Source organism: Billgrantia bachuensis (assembly GCF_011742165.1).
GTDB classification, from domain to species: domain Bacteria; phylum Pseudomonadota; class Gammaproteobacteria; order Pseudomonadales; family Halomonadaceae; genus Halomonas; species Halomonas bachuensis.
In genome coordinates, this window is the sequence record NZ_JAAQTO010000028.1 from 43,555 (window position 1) to 66,401 (window position 22,847).

Below are 22,847 nucleotides of genomic sequence, written 5' to 3' on the forward strand. Positions count from 1 at the left end.
CAAGGAGCATGCCAAGGCGGTACAGAAAATAAGCTCCTGTTTTTCCATGTCAGGGAGGCGGAAACACGAGGCCTGGGTGTACTCCACGATACAGCCATGTGACAGCTGTCACGTTACGCTCATGAGCCGTCACCACCTGCCACGTCCTCGCTCCGGCACCATGCGGCCGAAGTAGAGCAGCCCGAAGGCCAGCCAGGCCACGGTGAGTACCAGCGTCAAACCGAGGATGGTGAGCGGGCCGAACTGGGCGATCAGCGGGAGCGAGGCGGCGGTGAACAGGCCGCCGCCGACCACCGGTTCGAACATCAGTTGCTTGTAGCCGAAGCTTTCGAAGGCGCCGGAGCGGTTCTTGGGGTCGGCCATGCGCATCAACAGCAAGCCGGTGACGGTGACGCCCATCGACTGGCCGAAGTCGCCGATGCCGCGCTCGAACCAGTTCTCGGGAATCACCCGCGGGGCGATCACGATCAGTACGAACAGGCACCAGCCGATGCCGGCCGCGGCCAGCAGCAGGAAAGGAATGAGATATTCGCCCAGGGCGGTGAGCGACAGCGTGGCCAGGGCCGCGACGATGGTGAAGTCCAGCGCGGTGCCGGCGATACGCGCCATGGTGCGGCTCGAGACGTGGGGCTCCAGGCCGAAGCGGGTAACACACAGCTGCACGATCACGCCGCCGATCATGGCGAGGGGAAACAGCGGCACATGAGCGAGGATTTCGATTCCGCCGTCGCTGGCCCAGGTCTGTTGCTCGACCCACTGCAAGGCACTGAGGATCAGCCAGCCAATGACGATGGCGATGCCCACCAGGCCGATGTGCAGGCTCAAGGGATCGGCCGTTTCCTCTTCCTGGGCCAGATCCTTCTTGAACTCGGCGTAATCCTCGGTAGAGGGCAGCTCACTCTCCTGCTCGCTATCGATCTCCTGGGCCTGGCGTTGGCTACGGGGTGTCTCGACCTTCTCCTCCAGTTTGATCACCCCGCGCCGGGCGGCCAGGTTGATCATCAGCGTGCCGATCAGCACGCCCGATACGATACCCACGGTAGCCAGCCCCAGGGCCAGGTCGGCACCCTCCTCGAAGCCAAGCTCGTCGAAGGTATCCGCCATGCCAGCCGCCGTGCCGTGGCCGCCTTCGAAGCCGATCTCGATCAGCGCGCCGGCCATGGGGTTCATGCCGAACACGGGAGCCAGGACCAACAGCGCCAGCGAGAGGCCGACCACGTACTGGCCCCAGGCCATGGTCTGGCCGACCACCACCTGTGGTCCGGCACGCAGCCAGATGGTGCGCAGGCCGGGGATCGGACGGCCGATGAAGAGTGCCGCGAACACCACGTTGATCAGCAGGCCGGGCAGGGCGGCCCAGCTTTCGTGAACGAAGGCGGGAAACAGCCCTGCTGGTTCTTCGAAGGGCAAGGGCACGACCTGGCCAAGCGCATCGGGCCCGAGCAACAACAGGATCAGGCCGCCTATGACGGAGCTTGGCAGGAACAGGCGCCGCAGCATGGCGGAGTGCGACAGAACGACATTGCTCGCCAGCAATGCCAGTGAGATCAGCATCAACGCGACGAACAGCTCGCCTACGGAAAACGACATGAACGACTCCTTCCTTGGACTGTCTGGGTGCCATTCGAGGCAGCTTGTCTCAGCGTAGACGAATCCCTCCTCTGTCCCGAGCAGTGCCGAAGCAACGATGACCATGGTGGGCGCGAGAGGCGGATGCGCGGCATGGCCCGAACATGTCAGTATTGGAGCTGGCCGTTCTTGCAAGGAAGCCATTCATGACCCGACTGTTCCAGAAGCACTATCACCCGGCCGGCACGGCGCCCGGCACGCTGCGCGACCTGTCCCTCGAACAAGTCGCCCTGCAGGGGCCGGCGACGTTCCTGCTGGCACGACGCGAGGGCGGCCGCTGGGGCGAGATGCGCGAGATCGTGTCCGAAGCGATCCCCGAAGTGTCGGCGGAAGGGCCGCTGTGCTGGCTAGACGTGCAGGGCATGCCGACGACCGAGGAGCTCGAACTGTTCGGCGAGCGGGTGGGACTGCATCCGCTGGCCCAGGAGGACATCCTCAACGGCGGCCAGCGGCCCAAGGTCGAGCGCTTCGAGGAATCGTTGGTGGTCACCCTCGGCATCCCCGAGGTGGACGACGAAGGTAACCTGAACCTCTACCAACTGACCCTGTTCATGGCCGGCAACATCGTCGCCAGCGTCATGGCCGAAACGTTGGATCCGTTCGTCGAGGTGCGGCGTCGGCTCAAGGAGCGCGGCGGGCGCGCCTTGGGAGAGCCGGACGACCTGCTCTATGGCCTGCTCGATGCCGCCGTAGACCACGCCTTCCCGGTGCTGGATGAAGTGGGCGAGCGCATCGAGGAGCTCGAGATGGAAATCCTCAATCAGCCCGACAACTCGACGCTGGAGCGCCTGCACGGGCTGAAGCGCGACCTGATCATGCTGCGCCGCGACCATGACGACCTGTTCACGCCCGATACGCGCTTGTGGATGCGAGACGTCTACGACCATACCGTGCAGGTGCTGGACCTGGTGGAAAGCTATCGCGACATGACCGCAAGCCTGCTCGACATCTATCTCTCCAGCATGAGCCATCGGCTCAACGAGAGCATGCGTAAGCTCACCATCGTCGCCACCGTGTTCATGCCCCTGACCTTCATTGCCGGCGTGTACGGCATGAACTTCTCTCATCCCACCAGCCCCTTCGCCATGCCCGAGCTGGGCTGGTATTGGGGCTATCCTATGGTGTGGGGCCTGATGGTCGCCGTCGCCATCGGCATGGTGGTGTGGTTCAAGCGCAAACACTGGTTCTAGCATGGGGTCTGACACTCTGGAACGTCCGGTTGTCGAGGCGCGACGCTACCCCGATCGCGTGCTGAGCGACCGTCATGATTACCACCAGCTGCTGCTGGGGCTCGACGGTGCGTTGGAGCTCGAGTCGGCCGGCCAGCTCATGCACGTGACCCGCGGCATGCTGACCCCGGTGGCGAGCGGTGACGTTCACTACTACCTGGCGCCTGGCGACAACCGCGTGCTGGTGCTCGACCTGCCCGAGGCGTGGTGCGAAGCGCTGGCCTTCGAGGGAATGTTCGACAGACAGGCCCGACGCCTGCCCGAGGCGCTGGTGAGCCGGGGCGAAACCTTGTGTGAAGACCTGGATAAACGGGAGCTGGGAAAGACGAGCCAGGCGCTGGCCCACTGGCTTGAGCTGGCGTTCGCTGCCGGTGGCCGGCGCGCGGTACCGCCGCGGCTGAAACTGCTCGAGCTGCTGCCCACCGTGCGTGCCGAGCTGGCGTACCCATGGCGTGTCGCCGACATGGCCCGGCGTTGCCACCTGGCCGAGGCCGTATTCGCCCGGCAGTTCCGAGCCTTGACCGGCCTGTCGCCCCACGCGTGGCTGGTCCGTCAGCGGTTGGCTCACGCCTGTGAGCTGCTCAAGGTCGGCGGTGCCTCGCTCACCGAGGTGGCCCTGGCCAGCGGCTTTGCCGACAGCGCCCACTTTTCGCACAGCTTCCGACGCCGACATGGTGTCTCGCCGAGCGAATGGCGGCGGCTGCAGGCCTCGGGCGGCAACCCGTCAAGAGGTCAGGATTCGACAAGCCTCGCCGCGCCCTGAGACCCATGCTGTGGCCTCGACAACGCTGACGAGGTCTCATCATGTCCGCTCCGACCCGACGCCAGGCCACGTCCATTGGCGCCACCACCATTCTCAACTGGGCGCTGCTCGCTACCCTGACCCAGCTCTCGGGGCCGGTACCGCCATTCCTGCTGACCGGCCTGGCCTTCGGCATCGCCTTTTTCTGCTTTCTCGCCTGGAACCTCGTACGGGGCGAGTCGTTTATCGCGCCGCTACGCCAGGCTACTTCGGTCTGGGCGCTGGGGGTCGGTGGGCTGTTCGGCTATCACGCGCTCTACTTCGTCGCCCAGCAAAATGCGCCGCCGGCCAACGCCGGGCTGATCAGCTATCTGTGGCCGTTGTTCATCGTGCTGCTCGTCGGTCTGTTGCCGGGCGAGCGCCTGCTAGCCAGGCACGTGGTCGGCGGGCTGTTGGGCTTCGCCGGGGCGGCGCTGTTGATCGGCGGCGACCTGAGCGGTGGTGGCAGCGCACTGGGCTATGGAGCCGCTTTCGCCTGTGCCTTGGTGTGGAGCGGTTACTCCGTGCTGTCGCGGACCAAGAGGGCGGTACCTACGGCGACGGTGGGCGGTTTCTGTCTGGTAACGGCGTTGCTGGCCTTCGTCTGCCATGGGTTTTTCGAGGCGCCGCGCTGGCCCCAGGGCATGCAATGGCTGGGCGTGATCGGCCTGGGTCTGGGGCCGGTGGGCAGCGCTTTCTTCACCTGGGACATCGGCGTCAAGCACGGTGACCTGCATCTGCTTGGGCTGCTGGCCTACGCTACGCCGCTGCTCTCCACGGTAGTACTGATCGTGGCCGGCCATGCCGAGGCCACGCCGCTGCTGGCGCTGGCGGCCGGTGTGATCACGTTGGGCATGCTGGTCGGCAGCGGTGCGCTGGGCCGACGCCGGAAGCGGGAGACGCCGGCGCGCACCGATCCCGCCTGAGGTCGGGGTGGCCTGGCCGGTGTGCGGTCATGCATTGTCCGGTCGATCGGCAGAGCGAGAAACGGGGCGGAACGTGTCGCTGAACACGGCATCTAGATCGAAAGTGGAGTGGTGGCCCAAGGCGTCGAAGTTCTCCGCGAGCCAGAGATCGGCCCAACCTCGGCCCTGGCGATACAGCCGCGAGACGAAGTCCCACTGGGCGTTGAACTTGCTCGATGCTGAGAGCTCTTCCACCTCCTGTTCGGCGTGGATCAGGTGCAGGCGCATGGAGCGGTAACGCTCCACGTCGAGACCTTCGGCATCGATCAGCTGCTGCAGTAGCTGGATGCTGCGCAGTTCCTTGATCAGGCTGGTGTTGAAAGTGATCTCATTGATGCGATTGATGATATCCCGGGCGCTGTCGGGCAGCCGCTGACGTACCAGCGGGTTGACCTGCACCACCACCAGATCCTGGCAATCCATGTCGTCGACCAGCGGGAAAAGTGCCGGGTTACCGCTGTAGCCGCCGTCCCAGTACGCTTCGCCATCGATTTCCACTGCAGGGAACATGAACGGCAGGCAGGCCGACGCCATTACCGTATCCACCGAAATCTCCGGTTGGCGAAACACCTTGGCGCGCCCGGTCCTGACATTGGTGGCGGTGACGTATATCTTGGCCCTGCGGCAGGCGTTGACGCGCTCGAAATCCACCAGCTTGCACACCAGATCCCGTAGCGGATTGATCTTCAGCGGATTGAGCTTGGCGGGGGCGATGAGCTGGGTGAGGCTCTCGAACATCAGGTAGCTGGGCGAATGATCGAGGCTGCCGCTACCGGTCAGCCACTCCCATGGCGTCGGTTGAATGGGCGAGAATCGAGCCGCTTTGCTGACGCCGCGCCAGAAGGCATGGAGCGCTTCGCGCGCCCCGTCGCGGCCGCCGCGGTGCAGCCCGTCGGCCAGTACCACAGCGTTCATCGCACCGGCGCTGGTACCGCTTACGCCGTCGATTTTCAGACGTTCCTCCTCCAGCAGCCTGTCCAGCACGCCCCAGGTCAGCGCGCCGTGGGAGCCGCCTCCCTGCAGGGCGAGATCGATGTGCTTGCGTTCTCCCTTGGGCATGCCATCTCCTGTGTCATTCATGCTGCAATGCAGTGTAGTCCTCTTGTGGGCGTACCCGATACCGGTGCCTTCTTTATCTGCGTTACAGAATGCCTGCCACTTGCCGTTCAGGAGCCGCTCGGGGAATCGGTAGCTTGCAGCTTGATCAAGGTGGTCACCAGACGCTGGCAAAGCGCATCGAGCCGCTGCTGCTGGCTCTCGTCCACCAGTTCGCCGTTTTCGCCGAAGGCCTGGGCGGCGCGGGGAACGGCCAGCGGGTTGGGCAGCACGGTCACTCCGAGGTTGCCGAGCAACTGGCGGATCAGCGCCAGGCTGCGCATGCCGCCAAGCGCACCCGGCGAAGCGGAAACCACGGCTGCCAGCTTGTCGGCGAACAGCGTCAGGCCGCTGCGATCGCCGTCCGAGCGCGACAGCCAGTCGAGGGTGTTCTTCATCAATGGTGTAATGAAGCCGTTGTACTCCGGCGAGGCCAGCAGCAGGCCCTGATGCTCGGCAAGCAAGCCCTGCAGGCTTCGAGCGCTGGCCGGCAGGCCCTCCCGACCCTCCAGGTCGCCGTCATAGAGGGGGAGCGGGTAGTCGCGCAGGTCGACGAAGGTCGCCTGGCCACCGACCCGGTCGAGCCGCTCGGCGGCCAGGCGGGCGAGGCGCTTGTTGTGGGAATCCTCTCTGGCACTGCCGGCGAATACCAGAATGCGCGGTGGCTTATGTAGCGTCATGGGCAATGGTTCCTCTCGTCAGTGGTCGCTGAAGTCGCTTAGTGCTGTCAGGCTCGCCAGGGCAGTGGTGGTGGCATCAGGCGTTCTCCCTGAAACTCGGGGATATCACCGAAGCGCTTACTGCCGACTTCCCAGTCACGCTGGGCCTCGATGATCTCGGCCTTGCTGTGGCCGACGAAGTTCCACCAGATCAGAATCTCTTCGCCGAGCGGTTCGCCACCCACCAGGATGGCGCGCCCTCCCTCCGGTAGTTCGAGATCGACTTGGCTGCGCCCGCGCCCTAGGTAGGCTAGTTCGTTGACGCTGAAGCGTTCGCCCTCGATGGCGAGCTCACTTTCCAGCGGTAGCAGGCCGTATTCGAAGTCCTCGCGCAGCGGCAAGGTCAGCGAGCGGGCCGTCGTCGCTCGCAGGTCCAGACCCACCAGCGGCGAGAAGGCCAGCGTCGGGGCGCGGTGGCCGGCGAATTCGCCGGTCAGCAGGGTGAGTTCGAAGTCTTCTTCGCGCCACTGCGGTAGCTGCGGATAGTGGTCGAAGCGCGGGTCGGTGCAACGCTGGGCCTCGGGCAAGGCGATCCACAGCTGGGCGGCATGCAGGTGCGTCTCGCCCGGTACCGACTCCTCGGTGTGGCTGATACCGCGGCCGGCCGTCATCAGATTGACCTGGCCGGGGCGAATCACCTGCTCGTTGCCCAGGCTGTCGCGATGGAGGACTTCCCCCTCGATCATCCAGGTGAAGGTCTGCAGGCCGATGTGCGGGTGAGGGCCGACGCGAAGCCCGCTGGCGCCACCCTTGAACACGGCGGGGCCGGCATGATCCAGGAAGCACCAGGCGCCGATCAGGCGGCGCTGGCGCGAGGGCAATACCCGGTTGACGGGAATGCCGCCGACATCGGCCGTGCGCGGCGCGACATGCTGTACCTGGCGCTTGCCTTCGACCACCGGGCAATCGAGCGAGGAGGTGAGATCGGCGTCGTTGACGAGGTTGCTCATTGTCATTTTCCTGAGAAGATCGAAGTAGGCAGGGCGGCCAAGCTTGTTTCAGCATAGGCTCTCGCAATTCGCATCGCCTGCCGGCAAGTGGCCATGCCTCAACGAAACAGCCAGGGTGCCACCAGTTTCACCACCCGGGGCATGATGACGTAGACCACCAGGCCCACAATGGTGGCGGCGACCAGGCCGTGACGAATGCCCCAGGTGTCCAGCGCCGGTAACAGGCCGAAGAGCGGCAGCCACAGCAGCGGCACGATCATGGTCAAGGGCCAGATCACCGCCGTGGTCACCAGCCACTGCTTCCAGCGCGTCGGCTGCCTGCTGGCGGGGGTGGGCGGGGTGAACCAGTAGTCGATGCCGCTGACGATCTCCACCCGCTCGTCCTGCTGCAGGTCGGGCTGGATGGCTCCCATCAGCTCATGGCGCTCGTGGGACTCCCGCCAGCGCCGGGCGTCGGCGTCGCTGGCGAAGCGCACGGCGATCTCGTAGTCGTGATGGCCTTCGGGCGGACGCAGGATATGTACCCCCTGATGGCCGGGAAAGCGCCCGGCAGCCTCGATGATCTGGCGCAGCCAGGTCTCGTAGCGATCCATGGTCTCGGGCCTGACCCGATGATGGATGCGGATGGTGGCTCCCTCGCGATGGACTGAGGGGGCGGGTTCGGGGCGAGTCATGGAGCCTCCGTGGCGGTCGGGTGGCCAGTGGATAGAGCCCGGCAGCAGCCGGGCCCCGTTTCCTCAACGCTTGTGCGCCAGGCTCTGCTGCTCGTAGCTCTGGATCAGGTTGGCGTAGGCGGGCAGGTGGCCGGCCAGCAGGCCGCCGAAGCCCTCGATGTCGTTGCGCCAGTCGCGGTGCAGCTCGCCGCCGACGGCGAACCAGGTCATCAGTTGGGCACCGGCCTGCGACATGCGATCCCAGGCGGCGTCCCGCGTGGTCTGGTTGAAGGTGCCGGAAGCGTCGGTGACCACGAATACCTCATAGCCTTCTTCCAGGGCCGAGAGTACCGGGAAGGCCACGCACACCTCTGTTACCACGCCGGCGATCAGCAGCTGCTTCTTGCCGGTGGCCTTGACCGCTGCGACGAACTCTTCGTTGTCCCAGGCGTTGATTTGCCCGGGGCGGGCGAAGTAGGGCGCATCGGGGAAGGCTGCCTTGAGCTCGGGCACCATGGGCCCGTTGGGGCCGTCCTCGAAGCTGGTGGTGAGGATGGTCGGGATATCGAAAAACTTGGCAATGTCGGCCAGGGCCAGCACGTTGTTCTTGAAGTCGTCGGGGCTGAAGTCGCGCACCAGCGAGAGCAGGCCGGACTGATGGTCGACCATCAGCAGGGCGACATCGTCCTTGTTCAGGCGATTGTAGACATAGGACATCTCGTTTCTCCTTGGCTTTCTCGAGTGAAGCGCCCGGCAGCGAGACCGGGCGCGGTTGGGCGCGGCGGATCCGCTAGCCCTCCAGGCGGCCGAACTTGCCGGCCTGGAAATCGGCAAAGGCTTGGTGAATGTCAGCCTCGCTGTTCATCACGAAGGGGCCGTATCCCACCACCGGCTCGTTGAGGGGGGTCCCCGCGAGCAGCAGCAGCTTGGCGTTGTTGTTGGCCTCCAGGCGTATCTCGTCGCCCTGGCGTTCGAAGCACACCAGGCCGGTGTCGCGTACCACGGCGTCGCCGTTGACCTGCACGGTCCCTTCGAGTACCACAAGCAGCGTGGTGTGGCCTTCGGGAACTTTCAGGGTGGTTTCGGCGCCCGGTTCAAGCCGCAGGTCCCAGACTTCGATCGGTGTGAAGGTGTGAGCCGGGCCTCGATGTCCGCGATACTCACCGGCAATCACCCGCAGCTCCCCGGCCCGTCGCGGAAGCGCGACCCGCGGAATATCGGCATCGAGCAGTGTCTGGTAGGCCGCGGGGGCGGACTTGTTCTCGGCCGGCAAGTTGACCCACAGCTGCACCATTTCCAGGGTGCCGCCTTGCGCGGTGAAAGCGGGCGAATGGAACTCTTCGTGCACGATGCCCGCCCCGGCGGTCATCCATTGGACGTCGCCTTCTCCGATGCGCCCGCCGCTGCCGGTGGAGTCGCGATGCTCCAGTTCGCCCTGGTAGACCAGGGTCACGGTCTCGAAGCCGCGGTGCGGGTGAGCACCGACGCCGCGCGGCCGGCTGGCCGGGGCGAAGTCATACGGGCCGGCATGGTCGAGCAGCAGGAAGGGGCTCAGGTGGTCGGCGCCCAGGCGGTCGTAGGCAAATAGCGAGCGTACGGGAAAGCCATCGCCCACCCAGTGGCTGCGGGGGGCACCATAGATGCCGAGAATCTTTTTCATAGTGTGGCTCCAGCATGTTTGGCCTTTCGGTCATTACAAAAAGAGCCTAATGCGGCAACACTATTGCCGGTAGAGGGTGAAATTCGTACTCTTCGTTCTAGAAATAGAACGACAAAGGCATGCCCATGCAGGACCTCAACGATCTCTACTACTTCGTCCAAGTGGTGGACCACGGTGGTTTCGCCCCGGCGGGACGTGCGCTCGGGCTGCCCAAGTCGAAGCTGAGCCGGCGCATCGCCCAGTTGGAGGAGCGGCTGGGTACCCGGCTGATTCACCGCTCGACGCGCCATCTCTCGGTCACCGAACTGGGCCAGGCCTACTACCGCCACTGCGCGGCGATGCTGGTGGAGGCGGAAGCCGCCGAGGAACTGATCCAGCGCAACCTGGCATTACCGCGCGGCACGGTGCGGCTGAGCTGCCCGCCGAGCCTGCTGCACTACCTGATCACCCCGCTGTTGGTGCGCTTCCTGGCGCAGTGCCCCGACGTTGAGGTGCAGGTGGAGGCCACCAGCCGCCGCGTGGACGTGATCAGGGAGGGCTTCGACATGGCCATCCGGGTGCGCTTTCCGCCGCTCGAGGACAGCGATCTCTCGATGAAGGTACTGTCGCGCAGCCCTCAGCGCCTGGTGGCCGCTCCCGCGTTTTTCGAGGCGTGGCCGATGCCACGTGCGCCGGGCGATCTGGCCGGGCTGCCGAGTCTCGACTTCGATCAGGTGGGCAGGCAGCACGACTGGGCGCTCGACGGCCCCGAGGGTGCGACAGCTGAGATTCGTCATCACCCCCGTCTGGTGACCGACAACGCCGAGACGCTGCATCAGGCCGCGCTGGCAGGACTGGGTGTGGTCAAGCTGGCGCTGCTGGTGGCAGGGCAGGACCTGCAGGCGGGGCGTCTCGTCGACGTGCTACCCGGCTGGGAGCCGCGGGGAGGGATCCTGCACGCCGTCTTTCCGTCGCGTCGCGGCGTCCTTCCCGCGGTGCGGGCATTGCTCGACTTCCTGGCCGAGAACATCGACGAGATCGATTTCGCCAGCGAAACTGCCTGGGCAGTGGCGCAAGGCGAGAGCGAGACACGTGAAACGAGTCAGCCATGAGGCAAACTGCATGAGCGACTACACGGACTACTTGCAGGATGTCTTCGCGCAGTTCGGGCCGGTGTCCGTGCGCCGCATGTTCGGCGGTCACGGCATTTATCATCAGGGCTTGATGTTCGCCCTGGTGGCCGACGACATGCTTTATCTGAAGACAGACGACGGCAACGTGGGCGATTTCGAGCGCAAGGGGCTGGAGCCGTTCTTTTATCACAAGGCTGGCCGCGAGGTGAGAATGTCCTACTACCGCGCACCTGAGGCAATCTTCGAGGATCAGGAGCTGGCGGCGAAGTGGGCGGACGCTGCCTTCGCGGCGGCGTTACGAGCCAAGGCGGGCAAGCACTAGGAACGTATCAGCACAGCCGCGTGCCGAGCAGTAGCAGTGAGGCGTCGGCCGCCTGCCAGCCCCACCATGCCAGTGCCAGTGCTGCGCCGAGAGTGAGCAGCACGGCGAGTCTCACCGATTGAATTCGGCTCATGCCTGAACCTCCCTGGGTGCTGGGCGTTTGACGGGCGCCTCGCTGATGAACCAGTGCAGCAGGGCGGCCGCTACTGAAAGCAGGATGGCGAGCTTCCATACCACATCATAGTCGCCATGCAGGTCGTAGAGCATGCCGCCCAGCCACACGCCGGTGAACGAGCCGACCTGGTGGAACAGGAAGACAATGCCGCCGAGCATGGAGAGGTGGCGTACGCCGAACACCGAGGCCACGATGCCGTTGGTCAGCGGCACCGTGGAGAGCCACAGCAGGCCGATGGCGATGCCGAACAAGTAGGCGCTGGCGGGGCTCAACGGCAGAAACACGAAGGCGGCGATCACCGCGCCGCGGGTCAAGTAGAGCCAGCTGAGCAGACGCGGCTTGGAGTAGATGCCCCCCAGCCAGCCGGCAGTGTAGGTGCCGAAGATGTTGAACAGCCCGACCAGCGCCAGCGTGGTACTGCCCACCTGCACGGCCAGGCCGTTATCGAACAGGTAGCCGGGCAGATGTACGCCGATGAACACCACCTGGAAGCCGCATACGAAGAAGCCCAGGCACAACAGCCAGAAGCCGCGGTGCCCGGCGGCTTCGTCCAGCGCCGCGCGCAACGAGAGATCCGTGGCTTGGCGAGCGGAGGGGCGGTCCTTCAGCATGGCACCGAGCGGCACCATCATGGCGGCCAGGGCGCCCATTGCCAGCAGCGCGGCCGACCAGCCGAGCCAGCCGAGCAAGCCCAGGGTGCCCGGCAGCATGGCGAACTGGCCGAACGAACCCGCCGCACTGACGATGCCCATGGCCATACTGCGCTTCTCGGGTGCCACGGCACGGCCCACGGCGCCGAGGATCACCGAAAAGGTAGTACCCGAGAGCCCCAGGCCGATCAGCACCCCAGCCGAGAGCGACATGCCCAGCGCCGATTCGGAAAGGCCCATGAACAGCAGGCCCAATGCGTAGAGGACACCGCCGACCGCCACCACGCGGGCCGCGCCGAAACGGTCCGCCAGTGCCCCGGTGAACGGCTGGGCAAATCCCCAGATGAGGTTCTGCAATGCCAAGGCAAAGGCGAATACCTCACGCCCCCAGCCCAGCTCTCTGCTCATCGGCTCGAGGAACAGACCGAAGCCGTGGCGCAGACCCATGGCCAGCGAGATGACCAGACTGCCGAGCAGGATCAGCAGTAGCGTATGGCGGCGAAGGGCGTCCATGGTAGTCGTCCAGTTTGCAGGCTAACGAGCATGCACTATCGCGCTTTCTCCATGGGCTGGCAATGTCACTGATTGGCGACACTTGTGTAGCCGGTGTGCCACATGTGTAAAGGCGCTGTACTCCGCTATCATGAACACTGTTCGTCAACTTGGAGATACGTCATGTCACGGCGCCTGTTGTTTCCTTTCGTTCTGATGCTTGCCGCCATGTTGGTGGCGGGTTGTAGCTACCAGCCGGCACGTATCAAGTCCGAGCCGCTGATCGTCATCGATGATGGCCACGGTGGGCATCATGGGGGTGGCTTCTGTCCTCCGGGGCAGGCGAAGAAAGGGCGCTGCTGAGTCAGCACTCTCCACAGGCGCGCTAGACTGACTAGAGTCGTAGCCATAACGACTTCGAACGGGAACCGGAAGGGGCGTCTGGAGTTCTTGCACTTGCGAGGTACATGCCATGAGAACGTCCCGCTTGCTCACCCTGGCCATCTTGCCCCTCATGTTGGCCCTGGCCGGCTGCAGCTATTCGCCGGCGCGGATCACGCCCGAGCCTCTGGTCGTGGTCGATGGCTCCCATCGTCACTATCACGGTGACAGGCATGATCATCACCGCGAGCGCTACGCGAAGCGCCACTATTATCGTGACGGCCACCGATATTACGACGATCGCCGTTATCGGAACCGACACCGTCATCGTGGCGGCTTCTGTCCACCCGGGCTGGGTATGCAGGGCCGTTGCTGATAGGTAGCGGGCCGGTTTCAAGATGCCGCTCGGCAGGGTAGTGTAGGAGTTTCCCTGACCGAGCGGGCGTCAAGAAACCGTCATGTCTCTACTCGACCTGCGTGCCTCCAACCTGGGCCAGGAACATGTCGCCCATGCCCATACGCATCACCAGTTGATCCTGGCGACTTGCGGTGTCACCGAACTCGATATCGAGGGCATCGGCGATCGCGTGACCGGTGGGCGTGGTTGCCTGATTCCCTGTGCGAGTCACCATGAGTACGAAGGTGATGGCCGCAATCGCACGCTGGTGCTCGACGTGCCACTGGCCGCGCTGGACGGCATGCGCGACGGTGAGGACCTGCAGCGTCTGTTCGAGCGGCCGCGTTTCTTTCCCGTATCGACCCGCCTCAATCATCTTGCCGTCACGCTGATGGCCCAGCTCGAACAGTTCCCGGCGCTGCACAGCGAGATCGCTGCGCTGCTGCTGCGCGCGCTTTATCTGCAGCTCAAGGACGAGGCGCCGAGTACGGCTCCATTCGGCCGCCACGCCAGTGAGCGTATCGACCTCGACAGTCTTGATGTCTGGATCGACCGGCATCTTGCCGACGAGATCCGCGTCGACCAACTGGCGGCGCTGTGTGCCCTGAGTCCAGGGCATTTCCATGCACTGTTCCGTGAACTCACCGACGCCACGCCCTTGGCCTACGTGCAGCAGCGCCGGCTCGAGCATGCCCGGGCGCTGGTTCGGCACAGTCGCCTGAGCCTGGGGCATATTGCCAGCCTGGTCGGCTTTTGCGATCAAGGCAGCTTCAGCCGCGCCTATCGGCGTCATTTCGAGGTTTCCCCTTCCAGCGAGCGTCGCCATTGCTGAGTCTGGGGCAAGAAGAGGTGAGTCAGGGGCAAGCGGGGCGCAAGGTCTCCTCTTAGGCTTGATGTGGAAATCCATAAAACACAATCATAATGAGGTGGATCATGACCCCGAAGTCGCTGACCCGTCTGGCAGCGCTCGCCGCACTACCGCTGGCCATTGCCAGCGCCAACGTCCAGGCGCAATCCCACGAAATGGCCATCGCCACGCTGTTGCCCGAGGACATGAGCAACAACGAGGTCTACCCGGCGCTGGTGCACTTCAAGAACCTGGTCGAGACCCGCACCAACGGTGAGGTAGAAGTCGTGATCTTCGGTGGCGGCCAGCTCGGTTCCGAAGTGGAGACCGCCTCCGAAGTGCAGGGCGGGCGGACGCTGCAGTCGACGATCATCACCACGGGTGCGATGTCGTCCTTCTACGACGACTACCAGCTGATGACCGCCCCGTTCCTGTTCGACAACTGGCGCCAGGCCTGGGCATTCTTCGATAGCGAATGGTTTGCCGATTTCATGTCCGGCACCATCGAGGAAGCCAACATGCGCTACCTCGGCACCTTCGACGATGGCGGCGGTTTCGTGGCGTTCACCAACAATGAGCGCTTGATCGAGACGGTGGAGGACCTGGAAGGGCTCAACATTCGCACCGAGGAGAACCCGGGGCACGTGGCGATCATGAAGGCACTGGGGGCCTCGGCCACGCCGCTGCCATGGGGCGAATTGATCACGGCACTGGAGACCGGCCTGGCCGATGGCCAGTTCAATGCGCCGGTGCTCAATACGACCTTCAACTTCGACGAGGTAACCGACTACACCACGCTCACCGGCCACGTCTACAACAGTGCCGCCTGGCTGATTAGCGAAGACTGGTTTCAGGAACTGAGTGAGGAGCAGCAGGTAGCCGTCGTCACCTCGGCGCGCGAGGCCATCGAGCTCTCCCACGGTATGTCGGGGGCACTGGCTACCGCCAGTTGGGAGGAGTCCTGCGAGCGTTTCGAAGCGTGCCATATCATGCCCACGGAAGAGCGTGAGCGGATGGCGGACATCGCCCGGCCGGCGTGGAAGGAGTGGATAGTCGGTGACTTCGGCATCGAGGAAGAGCGTGTCGATGCCTTCCTCGCGGAAGTGTCCCGAGTCGGGGAGGAAGTGGCCGAGTCGGACGCGGCGGTCTATGGCCAGTAGCCCACGGTTCGCTTGCGTGCCCAACGTCGCCCCTCGGCCGGTAAGGCCGGTCGAGGGCCCTTCGAGGTGAACCGATGCAACTCCTTCGGCCCTTGCGCCGCCTGAGCAACGTGGTCAATCAGGTGGCGATCGTGATCTGTGTGGCCTGCGTGCTGATCATGCTGGGCATTTCGTTCACGGCGTTTCTCTATAAGCTGATCACGGGCAGCTCGCTGAGCTGGACCTATTCGCTGGCGCGGCTGTTCCTGCCCTGGATCGGCTTTCTCTCGATGACCATCTCGCTGCGCTACGGTGAGCACGTAGCCATGACGCTGCTGGTACGCAGCCTGCCGCGTGCGCTGCTGCAGTTCGCCGCGGGCTTGTGCCTGGCGGTGATCGGCCTGTTCGGTGCGTTGCTGCTGTGGTACGGCTGGGATTACTTCCTGGGCGCTTCCCAGGTCTACATGGTCTCGGATCGAATCCAGATTCCCGGCAAGTTCACCGCCATCGTGATGCCTATCAGCGGTGCTGTCATCCTGCTTCACCTGGTACAGGGCTTCGCCCTGCTCGAGCACTTCATCGATGACGAGACGGTCATCGACGAGCTGATCGAGACCATCGACACCGAAACCATCGAAACGGAGAAGCGCACATGACGCCTGCTATCGTGACCTTCGTCGTGCTGCTGCTGATTGGTGCTCCGGTGGCGGTGGTGATGGCGCTTTCCGGCCTGGCCGGCGGCTTTGCCATGGGCGGCGAGCGCATGCTCGGGATCATCGCCGATCGCATGTTCTCCGGCGTCTCCGGTTTCCTGCTGATCGCCGTTCCCTACTTCATCTTCACCGCCGAGCTGATGAACCAGGGCGGACTGACCCACAAGCTGATCGCCTTCAACAATGCCCTGTTCGGGCGCGTGCGCGGGGCGCTCTCTCACGTTAACGTCTCGGTGTCGGTGTTCTTTGCCGGCCTGACCGGAGCAGCGATTACCGATACCGTGGCCATCGGCAAGATCATGATTCCCGAGATGAAGCGGCAGGGCTACGACGCGGAATATGCAGCCGCGATCACAGCCTGCTCTTCAATCATCGGGCCCATCATCCCGCCCAGCGTGGTGATGGTGGTCTATGCCACGTTGCTGCGCGACATCTCGGTGATCGACCTGTTCGCCGGCGGCATCATACCCGGGCTGTTGATGGCACTGGCCCTGCTCGGCGTCAGCTTCTTCCTGGCCTGGAAACGGGGATATCCCAAGCAGGCGCCGACGCCCTTCAAGGTGGCGGTCTTTTCGTTCCTGGCGGCGCTGCCGGCGATGATCGTGCCGCTGATCATCCTGGGGGGCATTCTTTCGGGCCTGACCACCATTACCGAGGCGTCCGGGTTCGCCGCCGTCTATGCCATTGCGATCGGCGTGTTGCTCTATCGCAACCTTAGCTGGCAAAAGATCTGGCACTCGCTGGTGGTGACGGTGCGCTTCTCGGGCGTGGTGTTCTTTCTGCTTGCCACCTCGGCAGTGCTCGGCTGGTTCGTGACGCGTTCCGGAATCGCACGAGACGCGGCGGGCCTGATCACCACCTTCAGCGACTCGGCCTTCCTCCAGCTGATGCTGGTTTGTGCGCTGCTGATCATGATCGGCACCGTGATGGACGTACTGCCGGCGCTGGTGGTGGTGGCGCCGGTCCTGGTACCGGCGATGATTCAGCTGGGGTTCGATCCGCTACACTTTGCCATCCTGATGATCGTGGTGCTCAATATCTCCAATGTGACGCCGCCGGTAGGAATGACCCTGATGACGGCGGCGCGCATCGCCAACGTGCCGTACGAACGGGCGATCGTCGCTTCGCTGCCGTTCTACGTGGCGTTCCTGGTGGTCATCGTGCTGCTCGCGGCCTTTCCGGCGCTCTCCACCTGGATCCCTTCGCTGCTCGACTGAGGAACGCTGAATGCAAGGAACGATACGATGAAGTTCTTCTACCATCCCGACCAGGAGTACCACGCACCTGCCAGCTTTCTGGTGCGTGGCCAGCTCACGGCCTCCCCGGAGGGGCCGGTGCGCGCCGAGATGCTGTCCCAGGGATTGGCCGCATCGGGCTTTACCTTGAGCGAGCCGGAAGAGGTCGATACCCCGCGCCTGCGCAGCCGACTGGCCCAGATCCACACGCCGCGCTACCTCGACTTTCTCGAGACCATCCACGCCCGCTGGCGCGAGCTGCCCGGGGCTTCCGAACTGGTGATGCCCAACATTCACCCGTGCGGCGGCGGCCACCACTATCCGCGCCACCCGGTGGGGCAGGCAGGCTGGCACTTGCACGACATGGCATGCCCCATCGGCGCCGACAGTTTCCGCGGCATTCTGGCCAGTGCGGCCACCGCCCAGGCCGCAGCCGAGGCATTGCTCGCCGGCCACGGTACCACCTATGCGCTGTGCCGCCCGCCGGGCCACCACGCCGGGCCGGACCGGGCAGGGGGTTTCTGCTGCCTCAACAACTCGGCGCTGGCGGCCACGGTGCTGCGCGAGCAGTTCAAGCGCGTGGCGATCCTCGACGTGGACCTGCACCACGGCAACGGTACCCAGGACATCTTCTACTACCGGGGCGATGTCTGGACCGGTTCGCTGCACGTGGACCCGGCCGACTTCTATCCCTTCTTCTGGGGCGGTGCCAACGAGGAGGGCATGGGTGAGGGGCTCGGCGCCAACGTCAACCTGCCGCTGCCGCTGGGCAGCGACGGCACCGTCTTTCTCGATGCTCTGGAGACGCTGGTTGAACGCATGCAAGCTTTCCGCCCCGAGGCGGTGGTGATCGCGCTGGGGCTGGATGCCCATCGCGACGATCCGCTGGCCGGCATGACCCTCGAGACCGAGGATTTCGCCGTGGTTGGCCAACGCCTGCGTCGGTTGGGACTGCCCACCGCGCTGGTACAGGAGGGCGGTTATCCTACCGAGCACCTGGATGCCAACCTGGCCGCCTTCATGCAGGGTTTCACCGGCGGCTGACGCCACTCTCGCAACGTGCAAATATCCTCAATCTGCAGTATCGACTGTTCCCGACATCCAACATCATCGAGAGAGACCGACATGATCGACATGAGCGTTCATTACCATGAAAGCAACTCCCGCATGAGCCAGATCGCCGTACATAACGGCACTGTCTACCTGGCGGGCCAGGTGCCGAGTGACGCCACCGCTGACATGCGCGGCCAGACCGAGCAGGTGCTGGCGCGAATCGACGAGCTGCTGGCCCAGGCCGGCACCTCCAAGCGGAACCTGCTGTCAGCCCAGGTCTGGGTGACCGACATGGCGGAGTTCGGCCAGATGAATGAGGCCTGGGAGGCCTGGGTGGTACCGGGCCGCCCGCCGGTGCGCGCCGCGCTCGAGGCCAAGCTGGCCAAGCCCGAATGGAAGGTCGAGATCATGGTAGTCGCGGCCCTGCCGGAGGCCTGAGATGCGAATCGTCACAGCCGAGGAAGTGGCCGGCGCACTGCCCTGGCCGGCGCTGGTCGAACGCCTGGCGCTGACGTTCCGCGAGGGCGTGGAATCACCGCCGCGCCATCATCACGCCATGCATCGGCCGGATGGCGAGGCCACCATGCTGCTGATGCCGGCCTGGGAACGGGCCGGTTACATCGGCGTGAAGATGGTCAATGTCTTTCCCCAGAACGCCGACCACGGCCTGCCGGCCATTGCCGGCGTCTACCTGCTCAGCGAGGGCGCCCATGGGCGCCCATTGGCTTGCCTCGATGGCAGCGAGCTGACCCGGCGCCGCACCGCGGCGGCCTCGGCCCTGGCGGCTCGCGAGCTGGCCCGGGAGGACGCCGAGAGCCTGTTGGTGGTTGGCACCGGCAAGCTGGCCCCGATGGTGATCGAGGCCCACGCCGCGGTGCGTCCGGTCAAGCGTGTACGGATCTGGGGGCGGAACCCGGAGAAGGCGCGGCGCCTGGCTGCCGAATACGCCGATCGTTTCGACTGCGAAGCGGTGGAAGATCTCGAAGCGGCCGTGCGCGAGGCCGATCTGATCAGCTGCGTGACGCTCTCCACCGAGCCGCTGGTTCGCGGTGAATGGCTTGTGCCGGGTACCCATCTCGACCTGGTCGGGGCGTTTCGCCCGACCATGCGCGAAACCGACGCCGAGTGCCTGCGCCGCGGCGAGGTGTTCGTCGATACCTATACCGGCGCCCAGGGTGAAGCGGGCGACATACTCCAGGCCATCGAGGAGGGGGCGTTCGCCCTCGACGACATCGCTGCCGAACTGAGCGAGCTGATGCGCGGCGACAAACCCGGTCGCAGCTCGGCCGAGGCCATCACCGTCTTCAAGTCGGTGGGTGCGTCGCTGGAGGACTTGGCGGCCGCCATCGAAGTCTGGGAGCAACTGGAGGGGTGTGCATGAGGAATAGTGGCAGGACCGGCTTCTTCTGGCACGAGCGCTGCTTCTGGCACGACCCCGGAGCCATCGGAGTGTTCTCAGGGCCGGGAGAGTTCCTGCAGCCGCAACCCGCTTCGGAGAGCCCCGAGAGCAAGCGCCGGCTGAAGAACCTGCTCGAGGTCTCGGGGTTGATCGACGAGCTCGACGTACGCAAGGCCCCGCCGGCCAGCCGCGAGGACCTGGCGCGCTTCCATACCGGCCGTTATCTCGACGAGCTGGAGGAAGGCGACATGACCCGAGGCGGCGACGCCGGTGAATGCGCTCCCTATACGCCGGGCAGCCTGGCCGCAGCCCGCCAGTCGGCGGGGCTGGCGATTGCCGCGGTAGAGGCGGTAGCCAGCGGCGAGCTGGCCAACGCCTATGCCCTGTGCCGGCCGCCGGGGCATCATGCGGAGGCCGACCGCGGCCGCGGTTTCTGCCTGCTGGGCAACGTCCCGGTGGCGGTGATGCGCGCCCGGGCGAAGGGACAGGCCAAGCGCGTGGCGATACTCGACTGGGACGTGCACCACGGTAACGGCCAGCAGGCAGCGTTCTACGACGACCCCGACGTACTCACCGTGTCGATTCATCAGGCCGGCAACTATCCGCTGGACAGCGGCGATTTCGACGAACTGGGCGAGGGGGCGGGGTATGGCGCCAACCTCAACCTTCCGCTGCCGCCTGGCAGCGGCATCGGCGCCTACCGCTATGCGATGCAGGAACTGGTACTGCCCGCCATCGGCGGCTTCGCCCCGGACCTGATCGTCGTGGCCAGCGGCTATGACGCTTGCGCCAAGGACCCGCTGGGCAAGATGATGCTCAACAGTGCCGCCTTCGCCGCCATGACCCAGCAGCTCAAGGCCCTGGCCGAGCGCATCAGCGGCGGCAAGCTGGTGATGATCCACGAAGGCGGCTACTCCGAAGGCTATGTACCGTTGTGCGGCCATGCAGTGATCCAGGCGCTGTCGGGCAGCCGCACCGAGGTGCCCGATCCGCAGAACGACGAGATTGCCGCCTGGGCCTACCAGTCGCTGCAGCCCCATCAGCGCGCCTTGATCGACGGCTGGTGCGACGAGTGGCGGCGCATTGCACTCAAGTGAACCGACGAGGACGACATGACACCGCTCTACGATAGGGATGGTTGGATATGGCTGGATGGCGAGTGGCTGCCATGGCGCGACGCTCAGGCCCACTTGCTGACCCACACCCTGCACTACGGCATGGGCTGCTTCGAGGGCGTGCGGGCCTATGCCGGGCCGCAGGGAACGCATCTGTTCCGTGTCGTCGAGCATACCCGGCGCCTACTCGACAGTGCCCACGCCCTGGACATGCCGGTCGCCTTCGGCGCAGCGGAATTGATCGAGGCTCAGCGTCAGTGCCTGGTGCGCAACGAACTGCGCAACGCCTATCTCAAGCCGACGATCTTCTTCGGTGCGGAAGGGCTGGGGCTGCGCGCCAAGGGTCTCACCGTGCACGTGATGATCGCTGCCTGGGACCTGGGCGATTACATTTCGGCCGAGGCCGCTTCACTGGGCCTGCGGGCGCTGACTTCCTCCTGGGCACGGCATCACGTCAACATCAGCCTGTGCCGCGCCAAGACCAACGGCCACTACGTCAACTCCATGCTGGCGCTCAACACCGCCGTGAAGGCGGGTTTCGACGAGACCATCATGCTCGACCCCGAGGGCTATGTGGCCGAGGCCTCCGCGGCCAATGTCTTCCTGCTGCGCGACGGCGTGCTGCATACTCCCGAGGTCACCTCCTGCCTGCAGGGCATCACCCGCGACAGCGTGATCCGCCTGGCGCGTGACGTGCTCGGTATCGAGGTGCGCGAGCGACGCATCACCCGCGACGAGCTCTACATCGCCGACGAAGCCTTCGTCACCGGCACCGCCGCCGAGCTTCTGCCGCTACGCGAACTCGATGGACGCCACATCGGAGCCCGTGTCGGTGCGCCGCCCGCGGGACAGCCGATCGCCGAGGACTCCGTGACGGCCGAATTACAACGCCTTTATCATCGCCTTACGCGTGGAGAACCGAGCGGGAATTTGGCTGTTTTCCACGACTGGCTGACCCCGATCTAAGCCGTTCGCCTGAGTGTGCTCCATACTTCGAGACGCGCAAGGCCATATTTAGACTGCTAATATGGCGGCACTTCGAAGATAGTGGGGCGTAATGACTCAAGCGATCGTAGGTTTTTTGGTTAGTGCTCTGTTGGCCGTGGTCATGGCGTGGGGAGCTGCCGCGCTGTGGTTTCGCCTGCCGGGGTCACGAACACGGCGACGCTTGGCCGTGGTCGGCTGGGGAGTGGTGGCCCTGGTGCTGTTACTGCTGGGCATGCGTGGACAGTGGCTGGCGAACGTGGCCCAGCTGTTGCTGCTGACAGCGCTGTTCGTCTGGTGGTTTCGGCTGCAGCCGACCCATGACCGGCCCTGGTCCGACGACGTGACCTACCTGGCCACCGGCGAGGTGAGGGACGACCGGTTGACGCTTCATCATGTGCGCGACTTCGACTGGCGGACCCGCGACGAGGCTTTGGTGCACTGGGAAGAGCGAAGCTATGATCTCGACCGGCTCAATTCGGTCGACATGATCGTCTCTAGCTGGGGGCGGCCGGGAGTCGCCCACGTGATGATCTCGTTCGGCTTCGAAGGTGAGAGGTTCGTGCTCTTCTCGGTGGAGGTGCGGCGCCTCAAGGGTGCGCGTTTCTCCGAGATCGGCGGTTTCTTCCGCCAGTACGAGCTTGCCATCGTGGCCGCCGACGAGCGCGATGCGGTGGGCCTGCGTGCCGAGGTGCGGGGTGAGCGGGTTTCGCTGTTTCGGCTGCGCATGCCGCAGAGCGCCATGCGTTCGCTGCTGCTGGCCTATGTCGAGGAAGCCAATGCACTGGCCGAGTCGCCACGCTTCTACAACACCATTACTGCCAACTGCACCACGCTGATTTTTGCCATGGCGCGCGGCATCGGGGCACGCCTGCCTTTCGACTATCGCCTGCTGGTGACCGACAGGCTGCCGGGCTATGCCTTCAAGGTCGGTGGGCTATGGCCTGGCTATACGTTACCCGAACTGGAAGAGTGCGGCAGAATCGACGAGCAGGCTCGTCGGGCGCATCGCGCTGCCGATTTCTCGCAGCGCATCCGCCAGGAGGTGCCCGGCTGGGAGTCATTGGACCGAGAGTCGCTGGAAGGAAAAGGTAGCGGGAAATAAAGAGCGCCACGGGCCTGAGGCCACGTGGCGCATGTCTCCCTGGGCAT

Annotated in this window: 26 protein-coding genes; 17 read left to right on the forward strand and 9 right to left on the reverse strand. The window is 64.8% G+C overall.

Features of this window, described 5'->3' with window-relative positions:
- Positions 1-129: 129 nt before the first annotated feature.
- Positions 130-1,590 carry a sodium/glutamate symporter gene (locus HBJ55_RS10895; protein WP_167114240.1) on the reverse strand — a complete coding sequence of 487 codons (1,461 nt, stop codon included), beginning with the start codon at positions 1,588-1,590 and terminating at the stop codon, positions 130-132.
- A gap of 185 nt (positions 1,591-1,775) precedes the next feature.
- Between HBJ55_RS10895 and corA the strand changes: the two genes are divergently transcribed.
- The 3 genes from corA to yddG are packed head-to-tail and all read left to right on the forward strand — an operon-like array spanning position 1,776 to position 4,565.
- Positions 1,776-2,819 carry a magnesium/cobalt transporter CorA gene (corA, locus tag HBJ55_RS10900; protein WP_167114243.1) on the forward strand — a complete coding sequence of 348 codons (1,044 nt, stop codon included), beginning with the start codon at positions 1,776-1,778 and terminating at the stop codon, positions 2,817-2,819.
- A gap of 1 nt (position 2,820) precedes the next feature.
- Positions 2,821-3,621: an AraC family transcriptional regulator gene (locus tag HBJ55_RS10905; protein WP_240936070.1), complete on the forward strand. Its 801-nt coding sequence runs from the start codon at positions 2,821-2,823 to the stop codon at positions 3,619-3,621.
- Positions 3,622-3,662: 41 nt separating this feature from the next.
- Positions 3,663-4,565 carry an aromatic amino acid exporter YddG gene (gene yddG, locus HBJ55_RS10910; RefSeq protein ID WP_167114246.1) on the forward strand — a complete coding sequence of 301 codons (903 nt, stop codon included), beginning with the start codon at positions 3,663-3,665 and terminating at the stop codon, positions 4,563-4,565.
- 27 nt (positions 4,566-4,592) lie between these two features.
- Here the strand turns inward: yddG and HBJ55_RS10915 are convergent, their stop codons facing one another.
- From HBJ55_RS10915 to HBJ55_RS10940, 6 genes are all read right to left on the reverse strand, one after another.
- On the reverse strand, positions 4,593-5,663 hold the full coding sequence (locus HBJ55_RS10915) for a patatin-like phospholipase family protein (RefSeq protein ID WP_167114249.1): 1,071 nt from the start codon (positions 5,661-5,663) through the stop codon (positions 4,593-4,595).
- 107 nt (positions 5,664-5,770) lie between these two features.
- Entirely contained in the window at positions 5,771-6,379 is a 609-nt protein-coding gene (locus HBJ55_RS10920; protein WP_167114252.1) for an NADPH-dependent FMN reductase, read from the reverse strand.
- 47 nt (positions 6,380-6,426) lie between these two features.
- Complete coding sequence (locus HBJ55_RS10925; protein WP_167114255.1) at positions 6,427-7,368, reverse strand: pirin family protein; 942 nt, start codon at positions 7,366-7,368, stop codon at positions 6,427-6,429.
- Positions 7,369-7,466: 98 nt separating this feature from the next.
- On the reverse strand, positions 7,467-8,042 hold the full coding sequence (locus tag HBJ55_RS10930; protein ID WP_167114258.1) for an antibiotic biosynthesis monooxygenase: 576 nt from the start codon (positions 8,040-8,042) through the stop codon (positions 7,467-7,469).
- Positions 8,043-8,105: 63 nt separating this feature from the next.
- A complete protein-coding gene (gene ycaC / locus HBJ55_RS10935) occupies positions 8,106-8,738 on the reverse strand; it encodes an isochorismate family cysteine hydrolase YcaC (RefSeq protein WP_167114261.1) in 633 nt (210 codons plus the stop codon).
- 73 nt (positions 8,739-8,811) lie between these two features.
- On the reverse strand, positions 8,812-9,681 hold the full coding sequence (locus HBJ55_RS10940) for a pirin family protein (RefSeq protein ID WP_167114264.1): 870 nt from the start codon (positions 9,679-9,681) through the stop codon (positions 8,812-8,814).
- A 119-nt stretch (positions 9,682-9,800) separates the two neighbouring features.
- On the opposite strand from HBJ55_RS10940, the gene HBJ55_RS10945 reads away from it, so the two are divergent.
- A complete protein-coding gene (locus HBJ55_RS10945) occupies positions 9,801-10,772 on the forward strand; it encodes a LysR substrate-binding domain-containing protein (protein ID WP_479688605.1) in 972 nt (323 codons plus the stop codon).
- Between the two features lie 10 nt (positions 10,773-10,782).
- Positions 10,783-11,115, forward strand: a complete 333-nt coding sequence (locus HBJ55_RS10950) for a TfoX/Sxy family protein (RefSeq protein ID WP_167114267.1) — start codon at positions 10,783-10,785, stop codon at positions 11,113-11,115.
- Between the two features lie 7 nt (positions 11,116-11,122).
- On the opposite strand, the gene HBJ55_RS22545 is transcribed toward HBJ55_RS10950, so the two are convergent.
- Together HBJ55_RS22545 and HBJ55_RS10955 are read right to left on the reverse strand one after the other, a co-directional pair.
- Complete coding sequence (locus HBJ55_RS22545; RefSeq protein WP_277345645.1) at positions 11,123-11,248, reverse strand: hypothetical protein; 126 nt, start codon at positions 11,246-11,248, stop codon at positions 11,123-11,125.
- Positions 11,245-12,453 carry an MFS transporter gene (locus HBJ55_RS10955; RefSeq protein ID WP_167114269.1) on the reverse strand — a complete coding sequence of 403 codons (1,209 nt, stop codon included), beginning with the start codon at positions 12,451-12,453 and terminating at the stop codon, positions 11,245-11,247. Before HBJ55_RS10955 ends, HBJ55_RS22545 begins: the two co-directional genes overlap by 4 nt.
- Before the next feature lie 162 nt (positions 12,454-12,615).
- On the opposite strand from HBJ55_RS10955, the gene HBJ55_RS10960 reads away from it, so the two are divergent.
- From HBJ55_RS10960 to HBJ55_RS11015, 12 genes are all read left to right on the forward strand, one after another.
- Positions 12,616-12,795 carry a hypothetical protein gene (locus HBJ55_RS10960; RefSeq protein WP_167114274.1) on the forward strand — a complete coding sequence of 60 codons (180 nt, stop codon included), beginning with the start codon at positions 12,616-12,618 and terminating at the stop codon, positions 12,793-12,795.
- Between the two features lie 109 nt (positions 12,796-12,904).
- A complete protein-coding gene (locus HBJ55_RS10965; RefSeq protein WP_167114276.1) occupies positions 12,905-13,189 on the forward strand; it encodes a hypothetical protein in 285 nt (94 codons plus the stop codon).
- Between the two features lie 82 nt (positions 13,190-13,271).
- Positions 13,272-14,042: an AraC family transcriptional regulator gene (locus HBJ55_RS10970; protein WP_167114279.1), complete on the forward strand. Its 771-nt coding sequence runs from the start codon at positions 13,272-13,274 to the stop codon at positions 14,040-14,042.
- 101 nt (positions 14,043-14,143) lie between these two features.
- Positions 14,144-15,217, forward strand: a complete 1,074-nt coding sequence (gene dctP / locus HBJ55_RS10975) for a TRAP transporter substrate-binding protein DctP (protein WP_167114282.1) — start codon at positions 14,144-14,146, stop codon at positions 15,215-15,217.
- Between the two features lie 74 nt (positions 15,218-15,291).
- Positions 15,292-15,852, forward strand: a complete 561-nt coding sequence (locus HBJ55_RS10980) for a TRAP transporter small permease (RefSeq protein ID WP_167114285.1) — start codon at positions 15,292-15,294, stop codon at positions 15,850-15,852.
- Entirely contained in the window at positions 15,849-17,126 is a 1,278-nt protein-coding gene (locus tag HBJ55_RS10985; RefSeq protein ID WP_167114288.1) for a TRAP transporter large permease, read from the forward strand. The genes HBJ55_RS10980 and HBJ55_RS10985 overlap by 4 nt, the downstream gene beginning before the upstream one ends.
- A 27-nt stretch (positions 17,127-17,153) precedes the next feature.
- On the forward strand, positions 17,154-18,188 hold the full coding sequence (locus HBJ55_RS10990; protein ID WP_167114291.1) for a histone deacetylase family protein: 1,035 nt from the start codon (positions 17,154-17,156) through the stop codon (positions 18,186-18,188).
- A gap of 90 nt (positions 18,189-18,278) precedes the next feature.
- Positions 18,279-18,635, forward strand: coding sequence for a RidA family protein (locus tag HBJ55_RS10995; protein WP_167114688.1), 357 nt, complete (start codon positions 18,279-18,281; stop codon positions 18,633-18,635).
- Between the two features lies 1 nt (position 18,636).
- The gene (gene lhpI, locus HBJ55_RS11000) at positions 18,637-19,578 is read left to right on the forward strand and encodes a bifunctional Delta(1)-pyrroline-2-carboxylate/Delta(1)-piperideine-2-carboxylate reductase (RefSeq protein WP_167114294.1); all 942 of its coding nucleotides are present in this window, start codon (positions 18,637-18,639) and stop codon (positions 19,576-19,578) included.
- Complete coding sequence (locus tag HBJ55_RS11005; RefSeq protein WP_167114297.1) at positions 19,575-20,693, forward strand: class II histone deacetylase; 1,119 nt, start codon at positions 19,575-19,577, stop codon at positions 20,691-20,693. The genes lhpI and HBJ55_RS11005 overlap by 4 nt, the downstream gene beginning before the upstream one ends.
- 15 nt (positions 20,694-20,708) lie before the next feature.
- Complete coding sequence (locus HBJ55_RS11010) at positions 20,709-21,677, forward strand: branched-chain amino acid transaminase (RefSeq protein WP_167114300.1); 969 nt, start codon at positions 20,709-20,711, stop codon at positions 21,675-21,677.
- 91 nt (positions 21,678-21,768) lie between these two features.
- Positions 21,769-22,800 carry an Lnb N-terminal periplasmic domain-containing protein gene (locus HBJ55_RS11015; RefSeq protein ID WP_167114303.1) on the forward strand — a complete coding sequence of 344 codons (1,032 nt, stop codon included), beginning with the start codon at positions 21,769-21,771 and terminating at the stop codon, positions 22,798-22,800.
- The last annotated feature ends 47 nt before the right edge of the window (positions 22,801-22,847 follow it).